The 21,247-nt window shown below is 71.7% G+C and carries 17 protein-coding genes and 1 pseudogene; 9 read left to right on the top strand and 9 right to left on the bottom strand.

From position 1 onward, the window contains the following. Positions 1–118: 118 nt before the first annotated feature. Positions 119–598: a ribonuclease E activity regulator RraA gene (rraA, locus tag ACGFNU_RS42155; protein ID WP_392602245.1), complete on the bottom strand. Its 480-nt coding sequence runs from the start codon at positions 596–598 to the stop codon at positions 119–121. 127 nt (positions 599–725) lie between these two features. On the opposite strand from rraA, the pseudogene ACGFNU_RS42150 reads away from it, so the two are divergent. After that, positions 726–1,532 (top strand): annotated as a pseudogene (locus ACGFNU_RS42150) (serine/threonine-protein kinase); the annotation flags it as partial. Positions 1,533–1,999: 467 nt separating this feature from the next. On the opposite strand, the gene ACGFNU_RS42145 reads toward ACGFNU_RS42150, so the two are convergent. Then, the gene (locus ACGFNU_RS42145; protein WP_392602244.1) at positions 2,000–2,455 is read right to left on the bottom strand and encodes an Lrp/AsnC family transcriptional regulator; all 456 of its coding nucleotides are present in this window, start codon (positions 2,453–2,455) and stop codon (positions 2,000–2,002) included. Positions 2,456–2,662: 207 nt separating this feature from the next. Between ACGFNU_RS42145 and rocD the strand changes: the two genes are divergently transcribed. The 3 genes from rocD (at position 2,663) to ACGFNU_RS42130 (ending at position 6,277) form a co-directional block, all read left to right on the top strand. Next, positions 2,663–3,829 carry an ornithine--oxo-acid transaminase gene (gene rocD / locus ACGFNU_RS42140; protein WP_392602449.1) on the top strand — a complete coding sequence of 389 codons (1,167 nt, stop codon included), beginning with the start codon at positions 2,663–2,665 and terminating at the stop codon, positions 3,827–3,829. A gap of 211 nt (positions 3,830–4,040) precedes the next feature. Next, the gene (locus ACGFNU_RS42135) at positions 4,041–4,664 is read left to right on the top strand and encodes a PadR family transcriptional regulator (protein ID WP_392602243.1); all 624 of its coding nucleotides are present in this window, start codon (positions 4,041–4,043) and stop codon (positions 4,662–4,664) included. Beyond that, complete coding sequence (locus tag ACGFNU_RS42130; RefSeq protein WP_392602242.1) at positions 4,661–6,277, top strand: DHA2 family efflux MFS transporter permease subunit; 1,617 nt, start codon at positions 4,661–4,663, stop codon at positions 6,275–6,277. Before ACGFNU_RS42135 ends, ACGFNU_RS42130 begins: the two co-directional genes overlap by 4 nt. Here ACGFNU_RS42130 and ACGFNU_RS42125 read toward each other — a convergent pair. The 5 genes from ACGFNU_RS42125 to ACGFNU_RS42105 all read right to left on the bottom strand — a co-directional run bounded on the left by ACGFNU_RS42125 (position 6,247) and on the right by ACGFNU_RS42105 (position 10,346). Continuing rightward, positions 6,247–6,744: a flavin reductase family protein gene (locus tag ACGFNU_RS42125; RefSeq protein ID WP_392602241.1), complete on the bottom strand. Its 498-nt coding sequence runs from the start codon at positions 6,742–6,744 to the stop codon at positions 6,247–6,249. The genes ACGFNU_RS42130 and ACGFNU_RS42125 overlap by 31 nt on opposite strands. 7 nt (positions 6,745–6,751) lie before the next feature. After that, complete coding sequence (locus ACGFNU_RS42120; RefSeq protein ID WP_392602240.1) at positions 6,752–7,369, bottom strand: DUF6113 family protein; 618 nt, start codon at positions 7,367–7,369, stop codon at positions 6,752–6,754. A 36-nt stretch (positions 7,370–7,405) separates the two neighbouring features. Then, complete coding sequence (gene mshB / locus ACGFNU_RS42115; protein ID WP_392602238.1) at positions 7,406–8,296, bottom strand: N-acetyl-1-D-myo-inositol-2-amino-2-deoxy-alpha-D-glucopyranoside deacetylase; 891 nt, start codon at positions 8,294–8,296, stop codon at positions 7,406–7,408. Positions 8,297–8,471: 175 nt separating this feature from the next. Further along, positions 8,472–9,935 carry a protein kinase gene (locus tag ACGFNU_RS42110; RefSeq protein WP_392602237.1) on the bottom strand — a complete coding sequence of 488 codons (1,464 nt, stop codon included), beginning with the start codon at positions 9,933–9,935 and terminating at the stop codon, positions 8,472–8,474. A gap of 225 nt (positions 9,936–10,160) precedes the next feature. Beyond that, positions 10,161–10,346, bottom strand: a complete 186-nt coding sequence (locus ACGFNU_RS42105) for a hypothetical protein (RefSeq protein WP_392602236.1) — start codon at positions 10,344–10,346, stop codon at positions 10,161–10,163. Between ACGFNU_RS42105 and ACGFNU_RS42100 the strand changes: the two genes are divergently transcribed. After that, complete coding sequence (locus ACGFNU_RS42100; protein WP_392602235.1) at positions 10,345–12,423, top strand: prolyl oligopeptidase family serine peptidase; 2,079 nt, start codon at positions 10,345–10,347, stop codon at positions 12,421–12,423. The two genes, ACGFNU_RS42105 and ACGFNU_RS42100, sit on opposite strands and share 2 nt — an antisense overlap. A 142-nt stretch (positions 12,424–12,565) precedes the next feature. Here ACGFNU_RS42100 and ACGFNU_RS42095 read toward each other — a convergent pair whose 3' ends face one another. Further along, entirely contained in the window at positions 12,566–14,293 is a 1,728-nt protein-coding gene (locus tag ACGFNU_RS42095; RefSeq protein ID WP_392602234.1) for an ABC transporter ATP-binding protein, read from the bottom strand. Positions 14,294–14,306: 13 nt separating this feature from the next. Next, entirely contained in the window at positions 14,307–15,998 is a 1,692-nt protein-coding gene (locus ACGFNU_RS42090) for an ABC transporter transmembrane domain-containing protein (protein ID WP_392602233.1), read from the bottom strand. 342 nt (positions 15,999–16,340) lie between these two features. Here ACGFNU_RS42090 and ACGFNU_RS42085 point away from each other — a divergent pair, with 342 nt between their 5' ends. From ACGFNU_RS42085 to ACGFNU_RS42070, 4 genes are all read left to right on the top strand, one after another. Further along, positions 16,341–17,552 (top strand): PP2C family protein-serine/threonine phosphatase, encoded by a 1,212-nt coding sequence (locus tag ACGFNU_RS42085; protein ID WP_392602232.1) that lies wholly within the window; start codon positions 16,341–16,343, stop codon positions 17,550–17,552. Between the two features lie 287 nt (positions 17,553–17,839). Beyond that, a complete protein-coding gene (locus ACGFNU_RS42080; RefSeq protein WP_392602231.1) occupies positions 17,840–18,529 on the top strand; it encodes a succinate dehydrogenase cytochrome b subunit in 690 nt (229 codons plus the stop codon). Positions 18,530–18,531: 2 nt separating this feature from the next. Next, positions 18,532–20,472, top strand: a complete 1,941-nt coding sequence (locus ACGFNU_RS42075) for a fumarate reductase/succinate dehydrogenase flavoprotein subunit (protein ID WP_392602230.1) — start codon at positions 18,532–18,534, stop codon at positions 20,470–20,472. Next, positions 20,469–21,221 (top strand): succinate dehydrogenase/fumarate reductase iron-sulfur subunit, encoded by a 753-nt coding sequence (locus ACGFNU_RS42070; protein ID WP_392602229.1) that lies wholly within the window; start codon positions 20,469–20,471, stop codon positions 21,219–21,221. The genes ACGFNU_RS42075 and ACGFNU_RS42070 overlap by 4 nt, the downstream gene beginning before the upstream one ends. Positions 21,222–21,247: the final 26 nt, after the last annotated feature.

The following is a 21,247-nucleotide window of genomic DNA, read 5'->3' as shown; positions in this document are numbered from 1 at the left end:
GACGAGCCCCTTCTTGATCAAGGGCTGGAGTGGCCGACGTTCCCGGCGGCCGGCTGGCAGGTGACGACAGGTGGGACGGCCAGGGCAGCGGCGCCCGCTTCGCCTAGGCGGAGATGGCTCAGACGAGCTTGCGGGCGGCCACGACGATGCCGTCCTCGTCGCTGTAGAGCCAGTCGTTCTCGCGGAACTCCACGCCGCCGAAGGTGACCGGCTCGTCCACCTCGCCCGCGCCGTCCTTGGCGCTCTTGCGGGGGTTGGATCCGAGCGCCTTGACGCCGAGCTCCATCGTGCGGAGCGCCGCGACGTCCCGGACCGCGCCGTTGATGACGACGCCGGCCCAGCCGTTCTTGACCGCGGCCGCCGCGATCATGTCGCCCATCAGCGCGGACGCGAGCGAGCCGCCGCCGTCCACGACGAGCACCCGGCCCTCGCCGGGGCTGTTGAGCAGCTGCTTGACCAGGGCGTTGTCGCGGGAGCAGCGCACGGTCGCGATCGGCCCGCCGAACGTGGTGCGCGCGCCGTACTGCCGGAACTGCATCTCGCAGCTCCGCAGCTCGTCCCCGAAGTCGTCGATCAGGTCAGCGGTGGCGAAGTCCATGAGCTGATCCTACTCATTGGTAACCCCCGGCCCCGGCGGCGGCTCGGGCAAGAGCAGGGGCGTGCCGCCTGACAGCGGGCGCCTGTTTTCGATAGAACCTTGGACAAACTCCCGCAGGAGGTCACCGATGCAGTCCCCCGCCCGGCCGGCCGCGGCCCTCGAACCGCTCGAGGCCGGCGATCCGCCGCTCGTCGGCGGCTACCGGGTGCTCGCCCGGATCGGCGCGGGCCGCATGGGCCAGGTCTACCTGGCCACGACGCAGAGCGGGCGGCGGCTCGCGATCAAGGTCGCGCGCCCCCGGTACGCGGGCGACCCGGAGTTCCGGCGGCGCCTCCAGGAGGAGGTCAGGGCGGTCCAGGACGTGCGGCACCGCGCCGTCGCCACGATCGTCGACTCGCATCCGGACGGGCCGCAGCGCCCGTGGTTCGCCACCGAGCACGTGCCGGGGCCCTCGCTCGTCCGCGCCGTCGCCGAGCACGGCCCGCTGCCGACCGACGCGGTACGGACCCTGATCGCCGGGCTGGCCGAGGGGCTGCGGGCCCTTCACGGCGCGGGCGTCGTCCATGGCGACCTCAAGCCGTCCAACGTGCTGCTCGCCGCGGCCGGTCCCGTGATCGTCGACTGCGGGACCGCCCGTGCCGCCGCGGCGGTCCGGACGACCGTCTCGCGGCTGTTCCAGGCCCCCGAAGACGCGCAGCGTCATGAATCACAGGGCCATGACGTCACCCCGGCCGCCGACGTCTTCGCGCTCGGCCACCTCATGTTCTACGCCGCGACCGGACGCACCGCCTTCGGGCACGCCACCGACGAGAACCTCGACATCGCGATCGACCACGAGCGGCCCGATCTGGCGGGATGCCCGAGCGCCCTGCGCGGCCTGGTCCAGCGGTGCCTGGCACCGGACCCCGGCGACCGGCCGGCGCTCGACGCCGTCCTCGCCGAACTGGAGCAGGATCCGCCCGGCGAAGGCTGGCTCCCGGCCGCGATCGCCGCCACGTTGCCGCTGTACGCGGCGGAGCCGCCCAAGCCGACCCCGCCGCCGCTCCCGGCCGCCCCGGTGGACGACCTCCCGGCGGAGCGAGCGTCCTCCGGCTCCATGCAGGTGCTGGCACCTTCGCAGGTACGGCCGCGGATGCTGCCGCCGATCGAGGCTCCGGTCACGCGCCCGGAAGGGGCATGGCCCGTGCAGGCGACCGCCCCCGGGGTACGGCGCCGCGGCGGGCCAGCCGCCGCCCGTCCCGCGCGGACGGGACTCCACCGGAATGCTGATCGCGATGGCCGTGCTGGTCGCGGTCGGGGCGGTCTGCTCGTTCGTGGTGCTCGCGGTGGTGCTCTGACCGCTCGCGGTGGTGCTCTGACCGCTCGCGGTGGGTGCTGTGACCGCTCGCGGTGGTGCCCCGATCAGGACGTCGGGGCGTCGATGGGACGGCCGATCAGCCGGGACAGCACGATCGCGGTCTTGGTCGCGGTGATGTTGTCCTCGCGGCGCAGCCGTTCCAGGGCCTGTTCGAGGTGCTGGATGTCGCGCACCCGGACGTGCACGAGGGCGCTGGCGTCACCGCTGATGGTGTAGGCGGCGACGACCTCGGGGTGCTTGCGGATGCTGGAGTAGATCTCGTCCGGCGACGTCGCCCCGGTGCAGAAGATCTCGATGAACGCCTCGGTCGTCCAGCCGAGCGCGGCGGGCTCCACGACCGCGGAGAAGCCCGTGATGACACCGTCCGCGCGGAGCCGGTCGACCCGTCTTTTCACGGCCGGAGCCGACAGTCCGATCTTGTCGCCGATCTGCGCGTAGGAGGCGCGGCCGTCTTCGAGGAGCTGCGCAACGATTCGATGGTCAAGCTCGTCAATACGCAATGAATATCTCCCCCCAAGTTGAATCTCGTCATTGGTCGCCGGTCAATCCCGAACATACGCTGGCCCCGGGACCGATGACCACCACTCCCGTCGGCCCGCCCACCCCCGTCGGCACCGGGCCGCCCCCGGTGTCACCAGCGACCCCCGGCCGGCCGGGCCGACCGGTGTGAAAGGAGCGTCGTGACCAGAGCCGACGAACTGCGGGCGATGTCTGAGGAGCACAGCGCGCACAACTACCACCCGCTCCCCATCGTGATCGCCGAGGCCGACGGGGCCTGGGTCACCGACGTGGACGGCAACCGCTACCTCGACATGCTCGCCGCCTACTCCGCGGTCAACTTCGGCCACCGCAACCCGCGGCTCACCGAGGCCGCCAAGCGGCAGCTCGACCACGTCACGCTGGTGAGCCGGGCGTTCGACCACGACCAGTTCGGGCCGTTCGTCACCGAGCTCGCCGAGCTGTGCGGCAAGGACATGGTCCTGCCGATGAACAGCGGCGCCGAGGCCGTCGAGACCGCGCTCAAGACCGCCCGCAAGTGGGGCTACGAGGTCCGGGGCGTTCCCGCCGACCAGGCCAACATCATCACGTTCGAGGGCAACTTCCACGGCCGGACGACCACGATCGTCAGCTTCTCGACCGACCCCGACGCCAAGGACTCGTTCGGCCCGTACACCCCCGGGTTCCGCACCGTGCCGTACGGCGACGCCGACGCGCTCAAGGCCGCGATGGACGGCTCGACCGTGGGCGTGCTCATCGAGCCGATCCAGGGCGAGGCCGGCGTCAACGTGCCGCCGAGCGGGTTCCTGCGCGCGGTGCGCGAGCTGTGCACGGTGAACGGCTCGCTGATGATCGCCGACGAGATCCAGTCGGGCCTCGGCCGGACGGGCACCACGTTCGCGTGCGAGCACGAGGGCGTCGTGCCGGACGTCTACATCCTCGGCAAGGCGCTCGGCGGCGGCATCATGCCGGTGTCGGCCGTCGTGGCCGACTCCGGCGTCCTCGGCGTCTTCAAGCCCGGCCAGCACGGCTCCACGTTCGGCGGCAACCCGCTGGCGTGCGCGATCGCCCGCGAGGTCGTCGCGATGCTCAGGTCGGGCGAGTTCCAGGAGCGGTCGCGCGAGCTGGGCGCGCACATGCACGAGCGGCTCGGCCGGCTGCCGGACGACGTCGTGCGCGAGGTGCGCGGGCGCGGGCTGTGGGCCGGCATCGAGCTGTACGGCAAGGCGCGGCCGGTGAGCGAGCGCCTCATGGAGCTCGGCGTGCTCGCCAAGGAGACGCACGAGACCACGATCCGCCTGGCCCCGCCGCTGGTGATCAGCCGCGCCGACCTGGACTGGGCACTGGACCAGCTGGAGATCGCGCTGAAGGGCTGACACCCGGCTCGACCAGCGAAGAGGCTCCCCTCCGCAGGGGACTGAACGAGGGCTTCCCACAACGGCGTGGGAAGCCCTCGTCGCGTTCCGGGCCGGCCGGACGGCGCGCGACGGCGAAGGTGGGCTGCGTCACAGTGAAAGTGGATGACAACATCATCCATTCGGATTAGTCTGACTGGACTAATACAGTCCCGACTAAGGCTGACATGTCATGGCACGCCCCATCACCCCCCTCGCGCTGATCGTGCTCAGGATGTTGCACGAGCAGCCCATGCATCCCTACGAGCTGCAACAACAGATCCGCATCCGCGCGTACGACGTGGCGGTGAAGCTGACCCACGGTTCGCTCTACAACACGGTCGAACGGCTGGCCGCCACCGGGCTCATCGAGCCGATGGAGACCAGCCGCGAAGGCCGGCGGCCGGAGCGCACCGTCTATATGATCACCGAGGCGGGACGGGACGCGGCGTCCGCCCGGCTGACCGAGCTGCTCGCCCGGCACGTTCCGGAGTTTCCGCTCATCGGCGCCGCCCTGGCCGTCATCACCCTGCTGCCGCCCGCCGAGGCGCTCATCCACCTGCGTACCCGCGCGGTGGTCCTCGAGTCCCTGGTGGCGGCCCAGCAGACGGCCTACGACGCCCTGCGCAAGCGCGGGCTGGAACGGTGCAGGCTGCTGGACGGTGAACTGCACATCGCCCAGCTGCGCACCGAGCTGGAGTACGTCCAGGGCCTCGTCAAGGACATCGCCGCAGGCCAAGTGGACTGGGAACCGATCGTCATCAACACCCGCATCGACAGCGGCGACACCGCCGACACCGGCAAGGAGCACGCATGAGCAAGTGGCGGGGAAATCCGTGGGCGATCCTGCTCACGCTGTCCCTGGGGTTCTTCATGACCCTGCTCGACCTCACGATCGTGAACATCGCGATCCCCAACATGATCGACAAGCTGCCCGCCACGCTGGACCAGGTCCTGTGGGTCAACAACTCCTACATCCTGGTGCTGGCCGTCCTGCTGATCACCGCGGGCCGGCTCGGTGACCTGTGGGGCAAGAAGAACCTGTTCATCGCGGGCGTGACGCTCTTCACGCTGGCGAGCCTCGCCTGCGGCATCTCGCAGGATCCGGCCCAGCTCATCGCCGCCCGCGCCGTCCAGGGCCTGGGCGCGGCGATGCTGATGCCGCAGACCATGTCGATCATCATCGACACGTTCCCCGCCGAACGGCGCGGCGCCGCGCTCGGCGTCTGGGGCGCGGTGGCCGGGGTGTCGACCATCGCCGGGCCGACCCTGGGCGGCCTGCTGGTCAGCTCGCTGGACTGGCGGTGGATCTTCTTCGTGAACCTGCCCATCGGCATCCTGGTGCTGACGATGGCGGTGCCGATCCTGCCCGCCAACGCGCGCACCGTCCGGCACCGGTTCGACGTCGTGGGCGTGGTGCTCGCGTCGGCCGCGCTGTTCTGCCTGACGTTCGCGCTCACCGAGGGCCAGAAGTACGACTGGAACGGCTGGATCTGGGGGCTCTTCGGCGCCGCCGCCGTGCTCCTCGCGGTCTTCCTGCTGCACCAGCGCGGCAAGCAGGACAGCGAGCCGCTGGTGCCGTTCGCGCTGTTCAAGGACCGCAACTTCTCGATCCTCAACTTCGTCGGCGCGACCGTCTCGGTCGGCATGGTCGGCATGTTCCTGCCGATGACGATCTACCTGCAGTCGGTGGAGGGCTTCAGCGCCCTGGAGGCCGGGCTCGTGATGGCGCCCTCCTCGGTGGTGTCGATGTTCCTGGCGCCGGTCGCCGGCCGGCTCTCCGACAAGATCGGTGGCAAGTTCATCCTGATGGGCGGGCTCACGCTGTACGCGATCGGCACGTTCTGGATCCTGTCCATCGCCGACGTGGGCACGTCGTGGACATCGTTCATGGCGCCGTTCATCGTGTGCGGCATCGGCGTCGGCGGGGTGTTCGCGCCGATGGCCACCGAGGCCACGCGGAACGTTCCACGCCACCTGGCGGGCGCCGCGTCCGGCGTCAACAACACCATCCGCCAGGTCGGCTCGGTGCTGGGCAGCGCTGCGGTCGGCGCCGTCCTGCAGAACCAGCTGGCCACCGCACTCAAGGACCAGGCCGCCGAACGGTCGGCGGCGCTGCCCCCGGGCGCCCGGGACGGGTTCGTGGACGGCTTCGCGCAGGCGGCCAAGGGCGGGCTCGAAGTCGGCGCCGGCCAGCACGGCGCTGCGCAGCAGCTCCCGCCGGGCACGCCGCCCGGGCTGGCGCACCAGCTCCAGCAGCTCGGCGACGCCGTCTTCAAGCACGGCTTCGTGGACGCGATGCGGCCGACCATGCTGCTCCCGGTCGTCGTCATCCTGCTCGGCGCGGCGGCGTGCTTCGGCGTCAAGCGTTACCGGGCGCCGGCGGCGAGCCCGAGCGATCAGGCGAGCGAGCGATACGTCCCGTCGTAGAAGATCAGCGGCCTGCCCCGCGGGTCGGGAAGGTCGAGGCCCAGCACCTCCCCGACCACGATGCTGTGGTCACCGGCGTCGTGGACCGCGTGGGTACGGCACTCCAGTGCCGCCACCGCGGCCGAGAAGACCGCCGCGCCGGTGACCGGCCCGCGGGTGTGCGGCCAGCCCTCCAGCTGGCCGTCGAGATCACGCCCGCGGGTCGCGAACCACGTCGACGCCTCGTGCATGTCCTCGCTGAGCACCGAGACCGCCCACTGCTCGCTGCCGAGCACGAACTCGTGGAACCGCGCGACCTTCTCGGCGCAGAACAGCACGAGCAGCGGCTCCAGCGAGACCGACGTGAACGCGTTCACGGTCATCGCGTGGTCGACACCGTCCACCACGGTGGTCACGACCGCCACTCCGGTGGCGAAGCGGCCGACCACCTGCCGGTAGAGCTCCGGATCGACGGGCTCGGATCGCACGGCGGCCCTATCCGGGGGTGCGCCCGGCACCCCCGAGCAGCCAGTCGCCGGGCTGCCGCCGGGTGGGCACCAACGAGACGGCGATCACCGCGGCCACCAGGCCGCCGATGAGGAAGACGTAGCCGGCCAGGTCGCCGGGAATGACCAGATCGCCCTCGGGACGCTGCTGCGACATCAGGAATACGACGATGGCCCAGGTCAGGGTGGGGATGACCGCTCCCATCCGGCCGCCCATGGCCCAGCCCGCCAGCCGGACGAAGCCGAGGTTGAGGGCCACGAGGAGGATGGCGGCCACCGGGACCGAGCCGGCCGTCCAGTCCTGGAGGAACGAGCCGACCGCGCCGAGCAGGGCGCCGAGCAGCCCGAGCGCCCCGTACGCGGCCCCGCCGACGAACGCCTCGGCCCGCGGCCCCAGCACCGGCCCCGCCGGAGCCGCGTCCCCGCCCGGGTCCGCCATGGTCGCCGGAGCCGCGACGACCGGCACGGGGTCCTCGGCCGACCCCGGCGTGGGCGTCCCCGCGGGCGACGGGTCACCCGGCACGGTACCGGGCACTGCGCCGGGCGGCGGGTCGCCGGGCGCGGCGTCCTTGGCCAGCGACAGCTGGGCGTCCTCGTCCTTGTCCACGGACGTCAGGGTATCGGGGTGCACGGCCGCACCGGCCTACCGCGGGGCGGGTCCGGCGAACAGGTCGGTCTCCCGGCCGCCGGGGGCCGCGGGGCCGCGCTCCCCCGCCAGCAGGATGAAGAACTCGGTGCCGAAGGCCTGCTGGCCCAGGCCGTTCGACAGGGCGAAGAACGGCCCCACCTCGTCCGGCGCCACCGACACCTGGGTGCGGTGCGCGCGCAGCGCGGCCAGCTTGGCGGGCAGGTACGGGCGGGCGTCCACCATCGTGGTGATCCGGTCGTCGGGGACGCCCGAGCCCAGCTCGTCCAGCCCGGCGACCCGGTCGAACGGGAGCTTGGCCTCGCGCATCACCGCGATGGCCCGTGCCAGGACGGTACGGGGCGTCGCGTACGCGTAGAACTTCGCGACCTGCCACGGCTCGCCCCCCGCATGGGCCGGGTCGGCGGCGAGCTCGACCGCCCGCCGGGCCACCCGGTGCGCCTGGATGTGGTCGGGATGCCCGTAGTTGCCGCGCTCGTCATAGGTGACGACCACCTGCGGGCGCACCTCGCGGATGATCTTCACGAGGTCGGCGGCCGCCTCGTCGACCTCGGCGCGCCAGAAGCAGCGCGGATCGTCGTTGGAGGCGCCGCCCATCATCCCCGAGTCGCGCCAGCGGCCCGCGCCGCCGAGGAACCGGTGATCGGCCACGCCCAGCGCCGCGCAGGCGTCCGCCAGCTCGCCGATCCGGTGTTCGCCGAGGCGGTCCTCCTTGTCGGCCGCCAGGTGACGCAGCTCTTCGGGAATGACCTCGCCCTCCTCACCCAGCGTGCAGGTGACGAGGCAGACATGGGCGCCCTCGGCCGCGTACTTGGCCATGGACGCCCCCGTCCCGATGGACTCGTCGTCCGGGTGCGCGTGGACGAACAGGATCCGCGGCTGGTTCATAGGTAACGAGCGTACTAACGGCGCGCCCCGGTTCGGATCCCCGCCCTAGCCACCGTCCTCCAGCCCCCACCCACCGTCCTCCAGCCCCCACCCGCCACCATCAACGGACGAGCTCCGCTCGACGCCCCGCAGACGAGCATCCCTCGACGCCCTCTGGACGATCTTCGCTCGACCGTCAGCCGGTGCCAGTGCCCGTGCCCGTGCCGGTTCCGGTGCCACCACCACCGCCACCGCCGGTACCACCGCCGCCGCCTTCTCCACCGCCGCCGCCACCATTTCCGCCACCGCCGCCGCTACCGCCGGACGGCGGCGGCGTGCTCGGGTCATCCGAAGGCGGCGGCGTGCTCGGGTCTTCCGAGGGCGGCGGCGTGGTCGGCGTCTGCGACGCCGGCGGGCGCTCGGTCGTCGGCTGCGTGCTCGGCCGCCGCGTCGGGGTGCTGGTCTTCCTCGGCGCCTCGGTCGTCTCGTCGTCGGTCGGCGAGGTGGGCTCGGACTCGGAGGTCGTGGAGGCCCCGGGGGTGGGAGTGTCGTTCTTGTCGCCGGTGGCCGCCATCACCACGCCCACGAGGACCGCGATCAGCAGGATGGCCCCGACGCCGGCGACGATCGGCCACATGTTCCGCTTGCGCTCGGGCTCGTAGTAGCCCGGCGCCGGCGGCAGCGTGGGCGGCTGCGTGCCCGGAAGCGTCCTGTCGCCCGCCGTTCCCATCCGCTGCGTGCGGTCGTACGCCATCGTCTGGTCCGCCGCCGACACCCCGGCGGCCGCACCCGCGGCCCCGGCGGCGCCCGCCGCCATCATCGTCGTGGCCTGCGCCGCGTCGTCCATCCGGGTCTCCTGCGGCCCGGTCCCGATCAGCGTCATCATGATCTGCTGCGCGGTCGGCCGCCGCTCCGGCTCCTTGACGAGGCAGGCCGAGATCAGCCCGCGCAGGTCCGCCGGCACACCCGCCACCGAGGGCGGCTCGTGCAGCACGCGGTTGATCACGGCCATCACCGTGTCGTCGCCGAACGGCGGCGTCCCGGTCGCCGCGAAGACGATGGTCGCCGCCCAGGCGAAGACGTCCACGGCCTCGGTGAGCGTGGCCCCCGCCACCTGCTCCGGCGCCATGTACGAGGGCGTGCCGATGGCCTTGGTCGCCGCGGTCTGGCCCGCGTCCAGCGCCCGCGCGATCCCGAAGTCGATCACCCGCGGCCCGTCCGGCGCCATGAGCACGTTGTGCGGCTTGAAGTCGCGGTGCACGATGCCGGCCTGGTGGATGGCGACCAGCGCGGTCGCGGTGCCGATCGCAAGGCGCTCCAGCGCCGCCCCCGTGATCGGCCCCTGCTCCTTGACCTGCTTGTACAGGCTCGGCCCGGGCACGTACTCGCTGACGATGTACGGCTGGTCGCCGGCGACGTCGGCCTCGATCATCTGGGCGGTGCAGAACCGCGCGACCTGCTTGGCCGCCTGCGCCTCCCGGACGAACCGGTGGCGCGCCGACTCGTCCTCGGTCAGATCGGCCCGCAGCAGCTTGATCGCGGCCTGGTTGCCGGAGGGGTCCCTGCCGAGGTAGACGACCCCCTGGCCGCCCTCGCCGAGCCGTTCGAGCAGTTCGTACGAACCCAGCCGCCGTGGATCACCCGGCTGCAGTTCCGGCATGGACCTTCTCCTCTGACCGGTGACGCTTGCGTAAAGCGGAAAGCCTTGAGCCTACGCGAGCTTAAAACGCAATCATGGGTTGTTCCCGATCCACGGAGAACAACCCACGATTGCGCGTCCGAACGTCAGGCCCCGTACTTCCAGATCACGCCGGTCTCCCAGTTCCCCTTGTCGCGGACCATTCCGGCGGCCCACAACGAGCGGGTCCCCGGAATCCGCGCCAGGTCACCGACCTCGGCTCCGTGACCGGACCCTCGCGGTCACCTTGCCGCCCACGTAGTGGAGGAGAACGTCTTCCCAGGACTGCGCCCAGAAGCCGCTGCCACCGTCACTCTCGAGGTGGCGCAGGTTGTCCTTGCGGGACCACTTGGCGCCGTTCCAGTGGACGCGGCTGGCAGACTTCCTTGCCATGACCATCAGCTATCCGCGGCAGAGCGCTCGCACCCGGCGGTTCACCCTCGGCGTCCCGCGCGCCTTCCAGATCGCGGCGGACGAGTCGTACGTGGCGTTCCTGCGTACCAAGGCCGGGGACGACCCGGTCACCTGCCTGTGGACGCTCGACACCGCGACCGGTGCCGAGCGGCTGATCGCCGACCCGACGGCGCTGGACGTGCCCGGCGAGGAGAACCTTCCGGCGGAGGAGCGGGCCCGCCGCGAACGCGCGCGTGAGCAGGCCGGCGGCATCGTCGGCTACGCGGTGGACCGTGAGGTACGGCAGGCCGCGTTCACGCTGGGCGGGCAGCTGTACGTCGCCGACCTGCGTGCCGGGACGGTGCGAGGGCTGGAGGCGCAGACGCCGGTCTTCGATCCTCGGCTCGACCCGGCCGGGCGCCGTGTCGCCTATGTCTCCGGCCGCACGCTGCGCGTCATCGAGCTGGACGGTAGTGAGGACCGGGCACTGGTGACGCCCGAGAGCGACCAGGTGTCGTACGGGCTGGCCGAGTTCGTGGCCGCCGAGGAGATGGACCGCATGCGGGGCCACTGGTGGGCTCCGGACGGCGGCACGCTCCTGGCCGCGCGGGTCGACGAGACCCCGGTCAACCGCTGGTACATCGCCGACCCCGCCAACCCGGAGCGGCCCGCGACCGAGATCGCCTATCCGGCGGCGGGCACGCCCAACGCGATCGTGTCGCTCGTCCTGCTGAAGGTGGACGGCGGCCGCGTGGGCGTGGCGTGGGACCGCGGCGAGTTCCCGTATGTCGTGACCTCGACCTGGGACCGGCAGGGCCTGCTGATCGTCGTGCAGTCGCGGGACCAGCGGGCCCAGCGGGTCCTCAAGGTCGACCCGTCGAACGGCGAGACCGTCCTGCTGCACGCCGGGCACGACCCTGTCTGGACCGACATCGTGCCCGGCCTGCCCGCGCGCACGGGCAACGGCGAGCTGGTGTGGGTGGCCGAAGACCGCGAGACCGAGACCCGGCGGCTCACCGTCGGGGGCGAGCCGGTCACCCCGGGCGGGCTTCAGGTGCGGTCGGTGCTCGGCGCCGAGGGCGACTCGATCCTGTTCTCGGGCTCAGAGGAGCCGACCGAGGTGCACGTCTACCTCCACGGTCCGGACGGCGTCACCCGGCTGACCGAGGGCCGGGGCGTCTTCGGCGGGACGCGTTCGGGCGGCACCACCGTGCTGAGCGGCTCCCTCCTGGACCGGCACGGCGTCACGGTCGAGGTGCGCACGGCGAAGGGCACGCACCGGATCAAGTCCCGCGCCGAGACGCCCGTGATCACCCCGAGCGTGGAGCTCCTGCGCGCGGGCGAACGCGAGATCCGCACCGCCGTGGTGCTGCCGACCGGCTGGGAGCCCGGCCACGGGCGGCTGCCCGTGCTGATGGACCCCTACGGCGGCCCGCACGCCCAGCGGGTGCTGGCGGTGCGGCGGGCGTACTGCGAGGCGCAGTGGCTGGCCGACCAGGGCTTCGCCGTGGTGATCGCGGACGGCCGCGGCACCCCCGGCCGCGGCCCCTCCTGGGACCGCGCGGTCCACGGCGACTTCGTCACCCCCGTCCTGGAGGACCAGGTCGCGGCGCTGGAGGAGGCCGCCCGGCGCCACCCCGCGGCCCTCGACCTCGGCCGCGTCGGCATCCGGGGCTGGTCGTTCGGCGGCTGGCTGGCCGCGCTGGCCGTGCTGCGCCGTCCGGACGTGTTCCACGCGGGCGTCGCCGGCGCGCCGGTCACCGACTGGACGTTGTACGACACGCACTACACCGAGCGCTACCTCGGCCACCCCGACGAGGAGCCGGACAACTACACGGCCAACTCCCTCATCGCGGACGCCGGGAAGCTGGAGCGCCCCCTGCTGATCATCCACGGCCTCGCGGACGACAACGTGGTGGCGGCGCACACGCTGCGCCTCTCGTCGGCCCTCCTGGCCGCCGGACGCCCCCACAACGTCCTCCCGCTCTCGGGCGTCACCCACATGACCCCGCAAGAAGTGGTAGCCGAGAACCTCCTGCACCTCCAGGTAGATTTCCTAAAGCGCAACCTGGCCTAGCCACGCACCGCGAGCGCGCTGTCGGGTCGTGAAGCCAGCCGAAGGCGAGGCTTCACGAGAGATCGCGAAGCGATGTCGTGCTCGCCGCATTTGCGGTTCGGGTCCGAGCCTCTAGGCGAGGGCCCGAGGCCGCGAAAGCAAACTAACGCTGCCAGGACGACCAGAGGGCGGCGTAGGGGCCGTTGGCCTCGATGAGCTCGTGGTGGGTGCCGAGTTCGGTGATGCGACCGCCCTCGACGACGGCTACGCGGTCGGCGTCGTGGGCGGTGTGGAGGCGGTGGGCGATCGCCACGACCGTGCGGCCTTCGAGGACGGCGGCGAGCGACCGTTCGAGGTGGCGGGCGGCGCGCGGGTCGAGCAGCGAGGTCGCCTCGTCGAGGACGAGGGTGTGCGGGTCGGCCAGGACGAGCCGGGCCAGGGCCAACTGCTGGGCTTGGGCCGGGGAGAGGGGCTCTCCGCCGGAGCCGACGACGGTCTCCAGGCCGGGGCCGTCCCAGTCGACCGCGGCGAGGGCCGTGGCGATCTCGTCGTCGGTCGCGTCGGGACGGGCCATCACGAGGTTGTCGCGGAGCGTTCCGCGGAAGACGTGGTGCTCCTGTGTGACCAGCGCGACGTGCCCGCGCAGGTCGTCCAGGGGCAGCTCGACGAGCGGCACGTGGGCGCCCTGGTCGCCCACGGTCACCGAGCCGGCGCGGGGGCCGTCGATGCCGGCGAGGAGGCGGCCCAGCGTCGACTTGCCCGCGCCGCTGGGGCCGACCATCGCCAGCCGCTCGCCCGGCCGCAGGTCGAGGTCGACGCCGCGCAGCACGTCGTGGCCGTCGCGGTAGGCGTAGTGGACGTCGCGCGCGGTCAGGCCCTTCCCGGACGGGCGTTTCCCGTTCGGGTCGCGGTCTGGGCCGACATCGCCCACGCCGAGCAGCCGGGCCAGGGACGCGCCGCCCAGCTGGAGCTCGTCCAGCCAGGTGAGCAGCATCTCGACCGGGTTGATCAGCTGCTGCACGTACAACGTCGCCGCGGTCACCTGCGCCAGCGACGCCAGGTCGTGGATGTGAAGCCAGCCGCCGATCAGCAGGGTGGCGGCGACCGGCAGCACGAAGCTCATCTCGATGACCGGGTAGAGCACGGTGCGCAGGCCCAGCGTGTAGCGCTCGACGGCGTACGTGGCGGCGATGTCGCCGTCCACGCGCCGGTGACGCCGGCCGGCCAGGCGCAGCGCCTCGATCGTGCGGGCGCCGTTGACCGTCTCGGCCATGCCGTCGGTCATCTCGGCCCACGTCGCGTTCTCGCGCAGGTAGCCGGCGTGGGCGCGCGGCAGGTACCAGCGCATGACGCCCCACAACAGCGGCACCGCGATCAGGCACGGCAGCGCGAGCAGCGGTCCGACCAGCACCAGCGCCCCGAGCGTGAACGCGCACGCGACGATGGCGATCAGCGTCTCGGGGACGGCGTAGCGGACCGTGGTGCCGAGGGCGTCGACGTCGCGCGACGTGCGGGTGACCAGGTCGCCGGTGCCCGCCCGTTCGACCCGGGACAGCGGCAGCGCGAGCACCCGGTCGACGAACTCCTCGCGCAGCTCGGCCAGCACCCGCTCGCCGAGCCGCGCCGAGGCCAGGTAGGCGTACCGGATCAGCACGCCCTGGACGATCACGAACGCGGCGATGGCGAGCCCGGCGGTGTCGATGTCGGCCCGGCCGTCCCGCACGTCCTCCACCAGCTCGCCGAGCAGGCGCGGGGTGACCAGCCCGGCCACCGCCGACAGGGCGTGCAGGGCCAGCGCGCCGAAGAGGGCGCGCGGATGCCGCAGGGTCAGGCGTCGCGCGTAGGCCCGTACCTGCGCCGGTGTCGCCACCGGAAGAATCTCGGCGCTCATGCTTCCCCGTCCTTCAGAGCGTGGTGACGGCCTCTCCCCTGGTCACGGTCGCCGCGTAGCGCGGCTCGGTCTCAAGCAGCCCGCGGTGGCCGCCCTCGGCGATCACCGTGCCGTCCTCGACGTAGACGACGTGATCGGCCCGGTCCAGCACGAGCGGGCTGGTCGTGCACACCACGGTCGTCCGGCCGGTACGGGCGGCGGCGAGCCGGTCGGCGATACGCGCCTCGGTGTGCGCGTCGACGGCGCTCGTCGGCTCCACCAGCACCAGGACCTCAGGGTCGGCGGCCAGCGCCCGGGCCAGCCGCAACCGCTGCTGCTGGCCGCCCGAGAACTCCCGGCCCGCCTCGACGACGTGCGCGTCGAAGCCCGCCGCCTCGACGATGTCCTCCGCGTTCGCCGCCGCCACCGCCGCCGCCAGATCGGCGGACCGCCCCGGCGGGCTGAGGCTGTCGCGGAGGGGCCCGGAGAAGAGACGGTCCTCGTTCACCGCCACGAGGATCCGTTCGCGGACGCCGGCGAGATCGCGCAGCGGCAGGCCCCCGTAGGTGACGTCCCCGTCGGCGTAGCGCCCCAGCCGGTCGGCGATGGCCTGCGCGTCACGCGGGTCGGCGGCGGCGATCGCGGTGAGGCGCCCGGGGCGCACGACCAGGCCGGACGCCGCGTCCACCAGCTCACCGGGCCCGTCCGGACGCGCCGTCCCGGCGAGCCGGATCTCGGGCTCGATCTCCAGCAACCGGACCACCCGGCCCGCCGCCACATGCCCCTTGGTCAGCTTGCTCGCGGCCTCGCCGATCGTCTTCAGCGGATGGATCAGGAACACCGCGTACCCGTAGAACGCCACGAGCTGCCCGGGCGTGATCGTCCCTTCGGCCGCGAACCGGGCACCGAGCCAGGTCACCAGCGCGATCAGCAGCCCCGGCAGCAGCACTTCGGCGCCGGTGAGCCGGGACTCCGCGCGCGCCACGTCCACCCCCGCCCGCCGCACCCGCTGCGACTCGGCGCGGTACCGCCCGGCGAAGAGCCCTTCGCCGCCGATGCCGCGCAGCACCCGCAGCCCGGCCACCAGGTCGGTGGCGCGGGTGTTGAGCTCGCCGACCAGCTCGCGGTGACGTTGCTCACGTTCGCGGTACGGGCGGAGCAGCGGCGCGGCGATCGCCAGGATCAGCGGCACGCCGATCAGCACGACCAGGCCCAGCGGCGGCGAGGTGGCCAGCAGGATCCCGGCGACCGCCACGATGGCGACCACGGCGCCGGACGCGCGCGCCACGATGTCCATGGCGTCGCCGATGTGGGCCACGTCCGAGACGCCCACGCTCACCACCTCGCCCGCGCTCAGGCGTTTCGGCAGGGTGGCGCCCAGGCGCGTGGACTGGCGGACGACGATCTGGACCGTGCGGTACGCGGCGGACAGCCAGTTGAAGACCGCCAGCCGGTGCCGGGTGACGCCGCTGGCCGCCTGGACCGTGCCCAGGCCGACCAGCACGGCCGCCCAGGTCACGAGCGCCGTGCCGTCCTTGGCGGCCACCCCCGCGTCGATGGCGCGGCCGATCGCGGCCGGCATGAGCGCCTGGCTGAGCATCCAGACCACGCCGAGCAGCGCGCCGGCGACGATCGAACGGGCCTGGGTCCGGGACAGCCAGAGGAGATAGCGCACCGGCGAGCGATGGTCCGGGGTCCCGGGGTCCGCGACCGGCAACGACTTCACAGGCCGCAGAGTAGGCATCACCCGGAGCGAACTTCGACTGATTTTCCGGCCGAACGGACGTTTACCGGCAAGCATCACATCACCGGACAGATGCCGTAAGAGGCCCTCCGGGGATGCACAATCGTGATCAGAGACGCTATGGTCGGTGCAGTACGGAGCGACGTTTTCTCCGCTCCATGAGCCGGGACCCCGGCGGCTATGCAGCAGCCGCCTCCCCGGTGCGCGGCTCGTTCCGCCGGATTTGACCCCCTGGGGGTCTCCGTGCGGCCAGGCCGTCGTGGGAGCCAGCCACGTCAACGATCGCCGCCGCCATCCCAGCGCAGTCCGGAAACCGGTATCCCTGTGAGCACCATCAGCCATCACCCGCATCCCGTCGCCCAGGGCGCCGAGGACCGAATCGACCTGCTCCTCATCGGCCACGACCCGGCCGATGTGTTCCTGGTCGAGAAGATGCTCGCCGAGACCGGCCTCACCGCGCAGATCACCGTCGCCGAGGATCTCGACGTCGCGCGCCGCAAGCTGACCCGGCGCACGCAGTGCGTCATCGTCGACCTCTCCGCTCCCGGCATCAACCGCATCGAGGGCCTGCGCCAGGTGCTGGCGCTGTCCGAACGGGCCGCGGTCGTGGTGCTGACCGGCATCAACGACGCCCATCTCGGGGTGCGCGCGGTCGCGGCCGGAGCCGAGGACTACCTCGTCAAGCAGGAGGTCGACGGGCCGCTGCTGGCCCGCGCCATCCGCTACGCCGTCGAGCGCAAGCGCGCCGAGGAGACCGAGCGGCGGCTCGTCGAGGCCCGGATCATGGGCCGCGAGAACGCCCGGCTGGAGCGCGGCCTGCTGCCCGTCCCGCTGATCGACGACCCGACGCTGCGCCACCACACCCGGTACCGGCCCGGCCGCCGCCGGGCGCTGCTGGGCGGCGACTTCTACGACACCGTGCAGACCGAGAGCGGCGCGGTGCACCTGATGATCGGTGACGTCTGCGGCCACGGCCCGGACGAGGCGGCGCTCGGCGTCCAGCTGCGCATGGCCTGGCGCACGCTCGTGCTCGCCGGGCACTCCGGCGAGCAGCTCCTGGCCACGCTCGACACGGTCCTCGGCCACGAACGGCGCAGCGAAGAGATCTTCACGACGCTCTGCATGATCACGATCGCGCCGTCCCGCCGTACCGCCCGCATGCATCTGGCCGGCCACCCCGCGCCGCTGCTGTTCCAGGCCGACGAGAACGGCGAGGCCAAGGTCAGGGCGCTGCCCGAGTACGCGCACGGCCCCGCCCTCGGCCTGGTCCCCGGCGCCGAATGGCCCACCACCGAGATCGACCTCGGCGAGTCGGCCTGGAGCCTGATGCTCTACACCGACGGCCTGATCGAGGGCCGTGTCGGCGAGGGCTCCCGCCGCCTCGGCACCGAGGGCCTGGTCGACCTGGCCGCCCAGGCCCGCTCCCGCGGCGCCACCGGCCGCGGCCTGATCGACGAGCTCGTCACCCGCGTCGAGGACCTCAACGGCGACGCCCTCACCGACGACCTTGCCGTACTACTGCTTTCACGGCCTTGAACCCTCGCCTGGCGGCTCGGGATCAAACCGTAAAAGGGGCGAGCGCGACATCGCTTCGCGATCTTCGCGTGAAGCTTCGCTGGCGCTCGCTCCAGCTCAGGTAGCGCGCTCGCGTGCGTGGTGGGGAGATCTCGGCAAGTTCCTGCGGAGCTTGTGAGGTCACTCACCTTTAGGTTCGGTTGAAAACGTGAAAGCCCCGGTGCCGCACCCTGCATAGCCTGCGGCTATCGAAACGAGTGCGGTGATGACTTGGATCGTGCTGCCGAGCCGGGCTTACCGTCCGGCTTGTGGCTATAGCGATACCTGCGATCTACCGGTCGACCGTCGGGAAGAAGGCGGTCATGGCCGTCACCGGCGGCATCCTCGTGCTGTTCCTGATCGCGCACATGGTCGGGAACTTGAAGATCTTCCTGGGCGCGGAGGACTTCAACCACTACTCGCACTGGCTGCGGACCCTCGGCGAGCCCGCGGTCCCCTACCGGACCGTGCTGACGGCCCTCGAGGTCACGCTGGCGGTCTCGATCGTCCTGCACATGTGGTCGGCGATCTCGCTGGGCAAGCGTGCCGCGCACGCCCGCCCGGTCAAGTACAAGTCGAAGAAGAAGTCGCACGCGCAGGGCTACGCGGTCCACACCATGCGGTACGGCGGCATCATCATCGCCCTGTACGTGATCTGGCACCTGCTCGACATGACGTTCCTCGTCGTGAACCCCGCGGGCCGTGACGCCACCCCGTACGAGCGCGTGATCGAGGACTTCCAGCCGTCCCACTGGTACATCACGGTCTTCTACGTCGTGGCCGTCCTGCTCGTCGGGCTGCACCTCCGGCACGGAGTGTGGAGCGCGATGCAGACGCTCGGCCTGCGCTCCCCGCGCAACGACCGCGCGCTGCGCGCCCTCGCCGCCACGATCGGCGCCGTGGTGGCCCTCGGCTTCCTCGCGGTGCCCGTCTCCGTCACCTTCGGATGGGTGGGCTGATCATGACCTACGACGGCTTCTACAAGAGCGGCGAGCCGATCGCCGACGCCAAGGCCCCGGCCGGCCCGGTCGAGGATCGCTGGACCACGCGCAAGTTCCAGGCCAAGCTCGTCAACCCGGCCAACAAGCGCAAGAAGAAGATCATCATCATCGGGACGGGCCTGGCGGGCGGCTCCGCCGGCGCCACCCTCGGTGAGGCCGGCTACCACGTCATCCAGTTCTGCTTCCAGGACAGCCCGCGGCGGGCCCACTCGATCGCGGCGCAGGGCGGCATCAACGCGGCCAAGAACTACCGCAACGACGGCGACAGCGTGCACCGCCTCTTCTACGACACGGTCAAGGGCGGCGACTTCCGCGCCCGCGAGTCGAACGTGCACCGCCTCGCCGAGATCTCCACGCAGATCATCGACCAGTGCGTCGCGCAGGGCGTGCCGTTCGCCCGTGAGTACGGCGGCCTGCTCGACAACCGCTCGTTCGGCGGGACGCAGGTGTCGCGCACGTTCTACGCCCGCGGCCAGACAGGCCAGCAACTGCTGCTCGGCGCCTACCAGGCCCTCATGCGCCAGGTGGACGCGGGCAACGTCGAGCTGCACGCGCGCCACGAGATGCTCGACCTGATCATCGAGGACGGGCGGGCGCGCGGCGTCGTCGTCCGCGACCTGATCAGCGGCGAGGTCAAGAGCTACACCGCCGACGCGGTGGTGCTGGCGTCCGGCGGCTACGGGAACGTCTACTTCCTGTCGACCAACGCCATGGGCTCCAACGTCACCGCCTCCTGGCGCGCGCACAAGCACGGTGCCTACTTCGGCAACCCGTGCTACACGCAGATCCACCCGACCTGCATCCCGGTCAGCGGCGACCACCAGTCGAAGCTGACCCTGATGTCGGAGTCGCTGCGCAACGACGGCCGGGTGTGGGTGCCGAAGAAAGCCGGCGACACGCGCAGGCCCGCCGACATCCCCGAGGACGAGCGCGACTACTACCTGGAGCGCATCTACCCCTCGTTCGGCAACCTGGTCCCGCGTGACATCGCCTCCCGCGCCGCCAAGAACGTCTGCGACGAGGGCCGCGGCGTCGGCCCCGGCGGGCTCGGCGTCTACCTCGACTTCGCCGACGCGATCGAGCGGCTCGGGCTGAAGGCGGTCGAGGCCAAGTACGGCAACCTCTTCGAGATGTACGAGCGGATCACGGGCGAGAACCCGTACGAGATGCCGATGCGCATCTACCCCGCCGTGCACTACACGATGGGCGGCCTCTGGGTGGACTACGACCTGGAGTCCACCATCCCGGGCCTCTTCGTGATCGGTGAGGCCAACTTCTCCGACCACGGTGCCAACCGCCTCGGCGCGTCCGCGCTGATGCAGGGCCTGGCCGACGGCTACTTCGTCCTGCCGACGACCGTCGGCAACTACATCGCCGAGCACAACCTCGGCGAGGTCGGCGAGCAGCCGGTGGCCGAGGCGGAGCAGCGGGTCAGGGACCAGATCGAGAAGCTGCTCTCTATCGACGGCGACCGCACCGTGGACTCCTTCCACCGCGAACTCGGCCACATCATGTGGGAGTACTGCGGCATGGAGCGCACCGAGGAGGGCCTCCGCAAGGCCCTGGAGCTGATCCCGGCCCTTCGCAAGGAGTTCTGGGAGCGGGTCAAGGTCACCGGCAAGGGCGAGGAGCTCAACCAGCAACTGGAGAAGGCCGGCCGTGTCGCCGACTTCCTGGAGCTGGGCGAGCTCATGGTGATCGACGCCCTGCACCGCGCCGAGTCCTGCGGCGGCCACTTCCGCGCCGAGAGCCAGGACGAGGACGGCGAGGCCAAGCGCGACGACGTCAACTTCGCCTACGTCGCCGCCTGGGAATGGGGCGGAGAGGACGAGCAGCCGGTCCTCCACAAGGAGGCCCTGGAGTTCGAATACGTCAAGCCGAGCCAGAGGTCTTACAAGTGAAGCTCAAACTGCGGGTCTGGCGCCAGAAGGGCCCCGAGGACAAGGGCAAGATGGTCGTCTACAAGATCGACGACATCTCCCCCGACGCGTCCTTCCTGGAGATGCTGGATGTCCTGAACGAGGAGCTCATCGCCAAGGGCGAGGAGCCGGTCGCGTTCGACCACGACTGCCGCGAGGGCATCTGCGGCATGTGCTCGCTGGTCATCAACGGCACCCCGCACGGGCCGGAGAAGATGACCACGACCTGCCAGCTGCACATGCGCAAGTTCAAGGACGGCGAGACCATCGACGTCGAGCCGTGGCGGGCCAAGGCGTTCCCGGTCGTCAAGGACCTGGTCGTCGACCGGTCGGCGTTCGACGACATCATCGCCGCCGGCGGCTACATCACCGCCCCGACCGGCACCGCGCCGGAGGCCCACGCGACGCCGGTGCCCAAGCCGGACGCCGACAAGGCCTTCGAGGCGGCCGAGTGCATCGGCTGCGGAGCCTGCGTGGCGGCGTGCCCGAACGGCTCCGCGTCGCTCTTCCTGGGCGCCAAGGTCAGCCACCTCGGGCTGATGCCGCAGGGGCAGCCCGAGCGCTGGGACCGGGTGGTCAACATGCTGGAGGCCCACGACGACGCGGGCTTCGGCGGCTGCACCAACACCGGCGAGTGCACCGCGGCCTGCCCGAAGGGGATCTCGCAGGACTTCATCAGCCGCCTGAATGGCGACTTCCTGAAGGCGACCGCCGGGGGCAAGAAGAAGTAAGCTGCTGCCAGCCGAGGAAGACGCCC

This window comes from Spirillospora sp. NPDC048911 (assembly GCF_043198015.1).
GTDB lineage: Bacteria > Actinomycetota > Actinomycetes > Streptosporangiales > Streptosporangiaceae > Spirillospora.
Note: the sequence above shows the minus strand (reverse complement) of the source record. Positions and strands in the feature narration are given on the sequence as shown.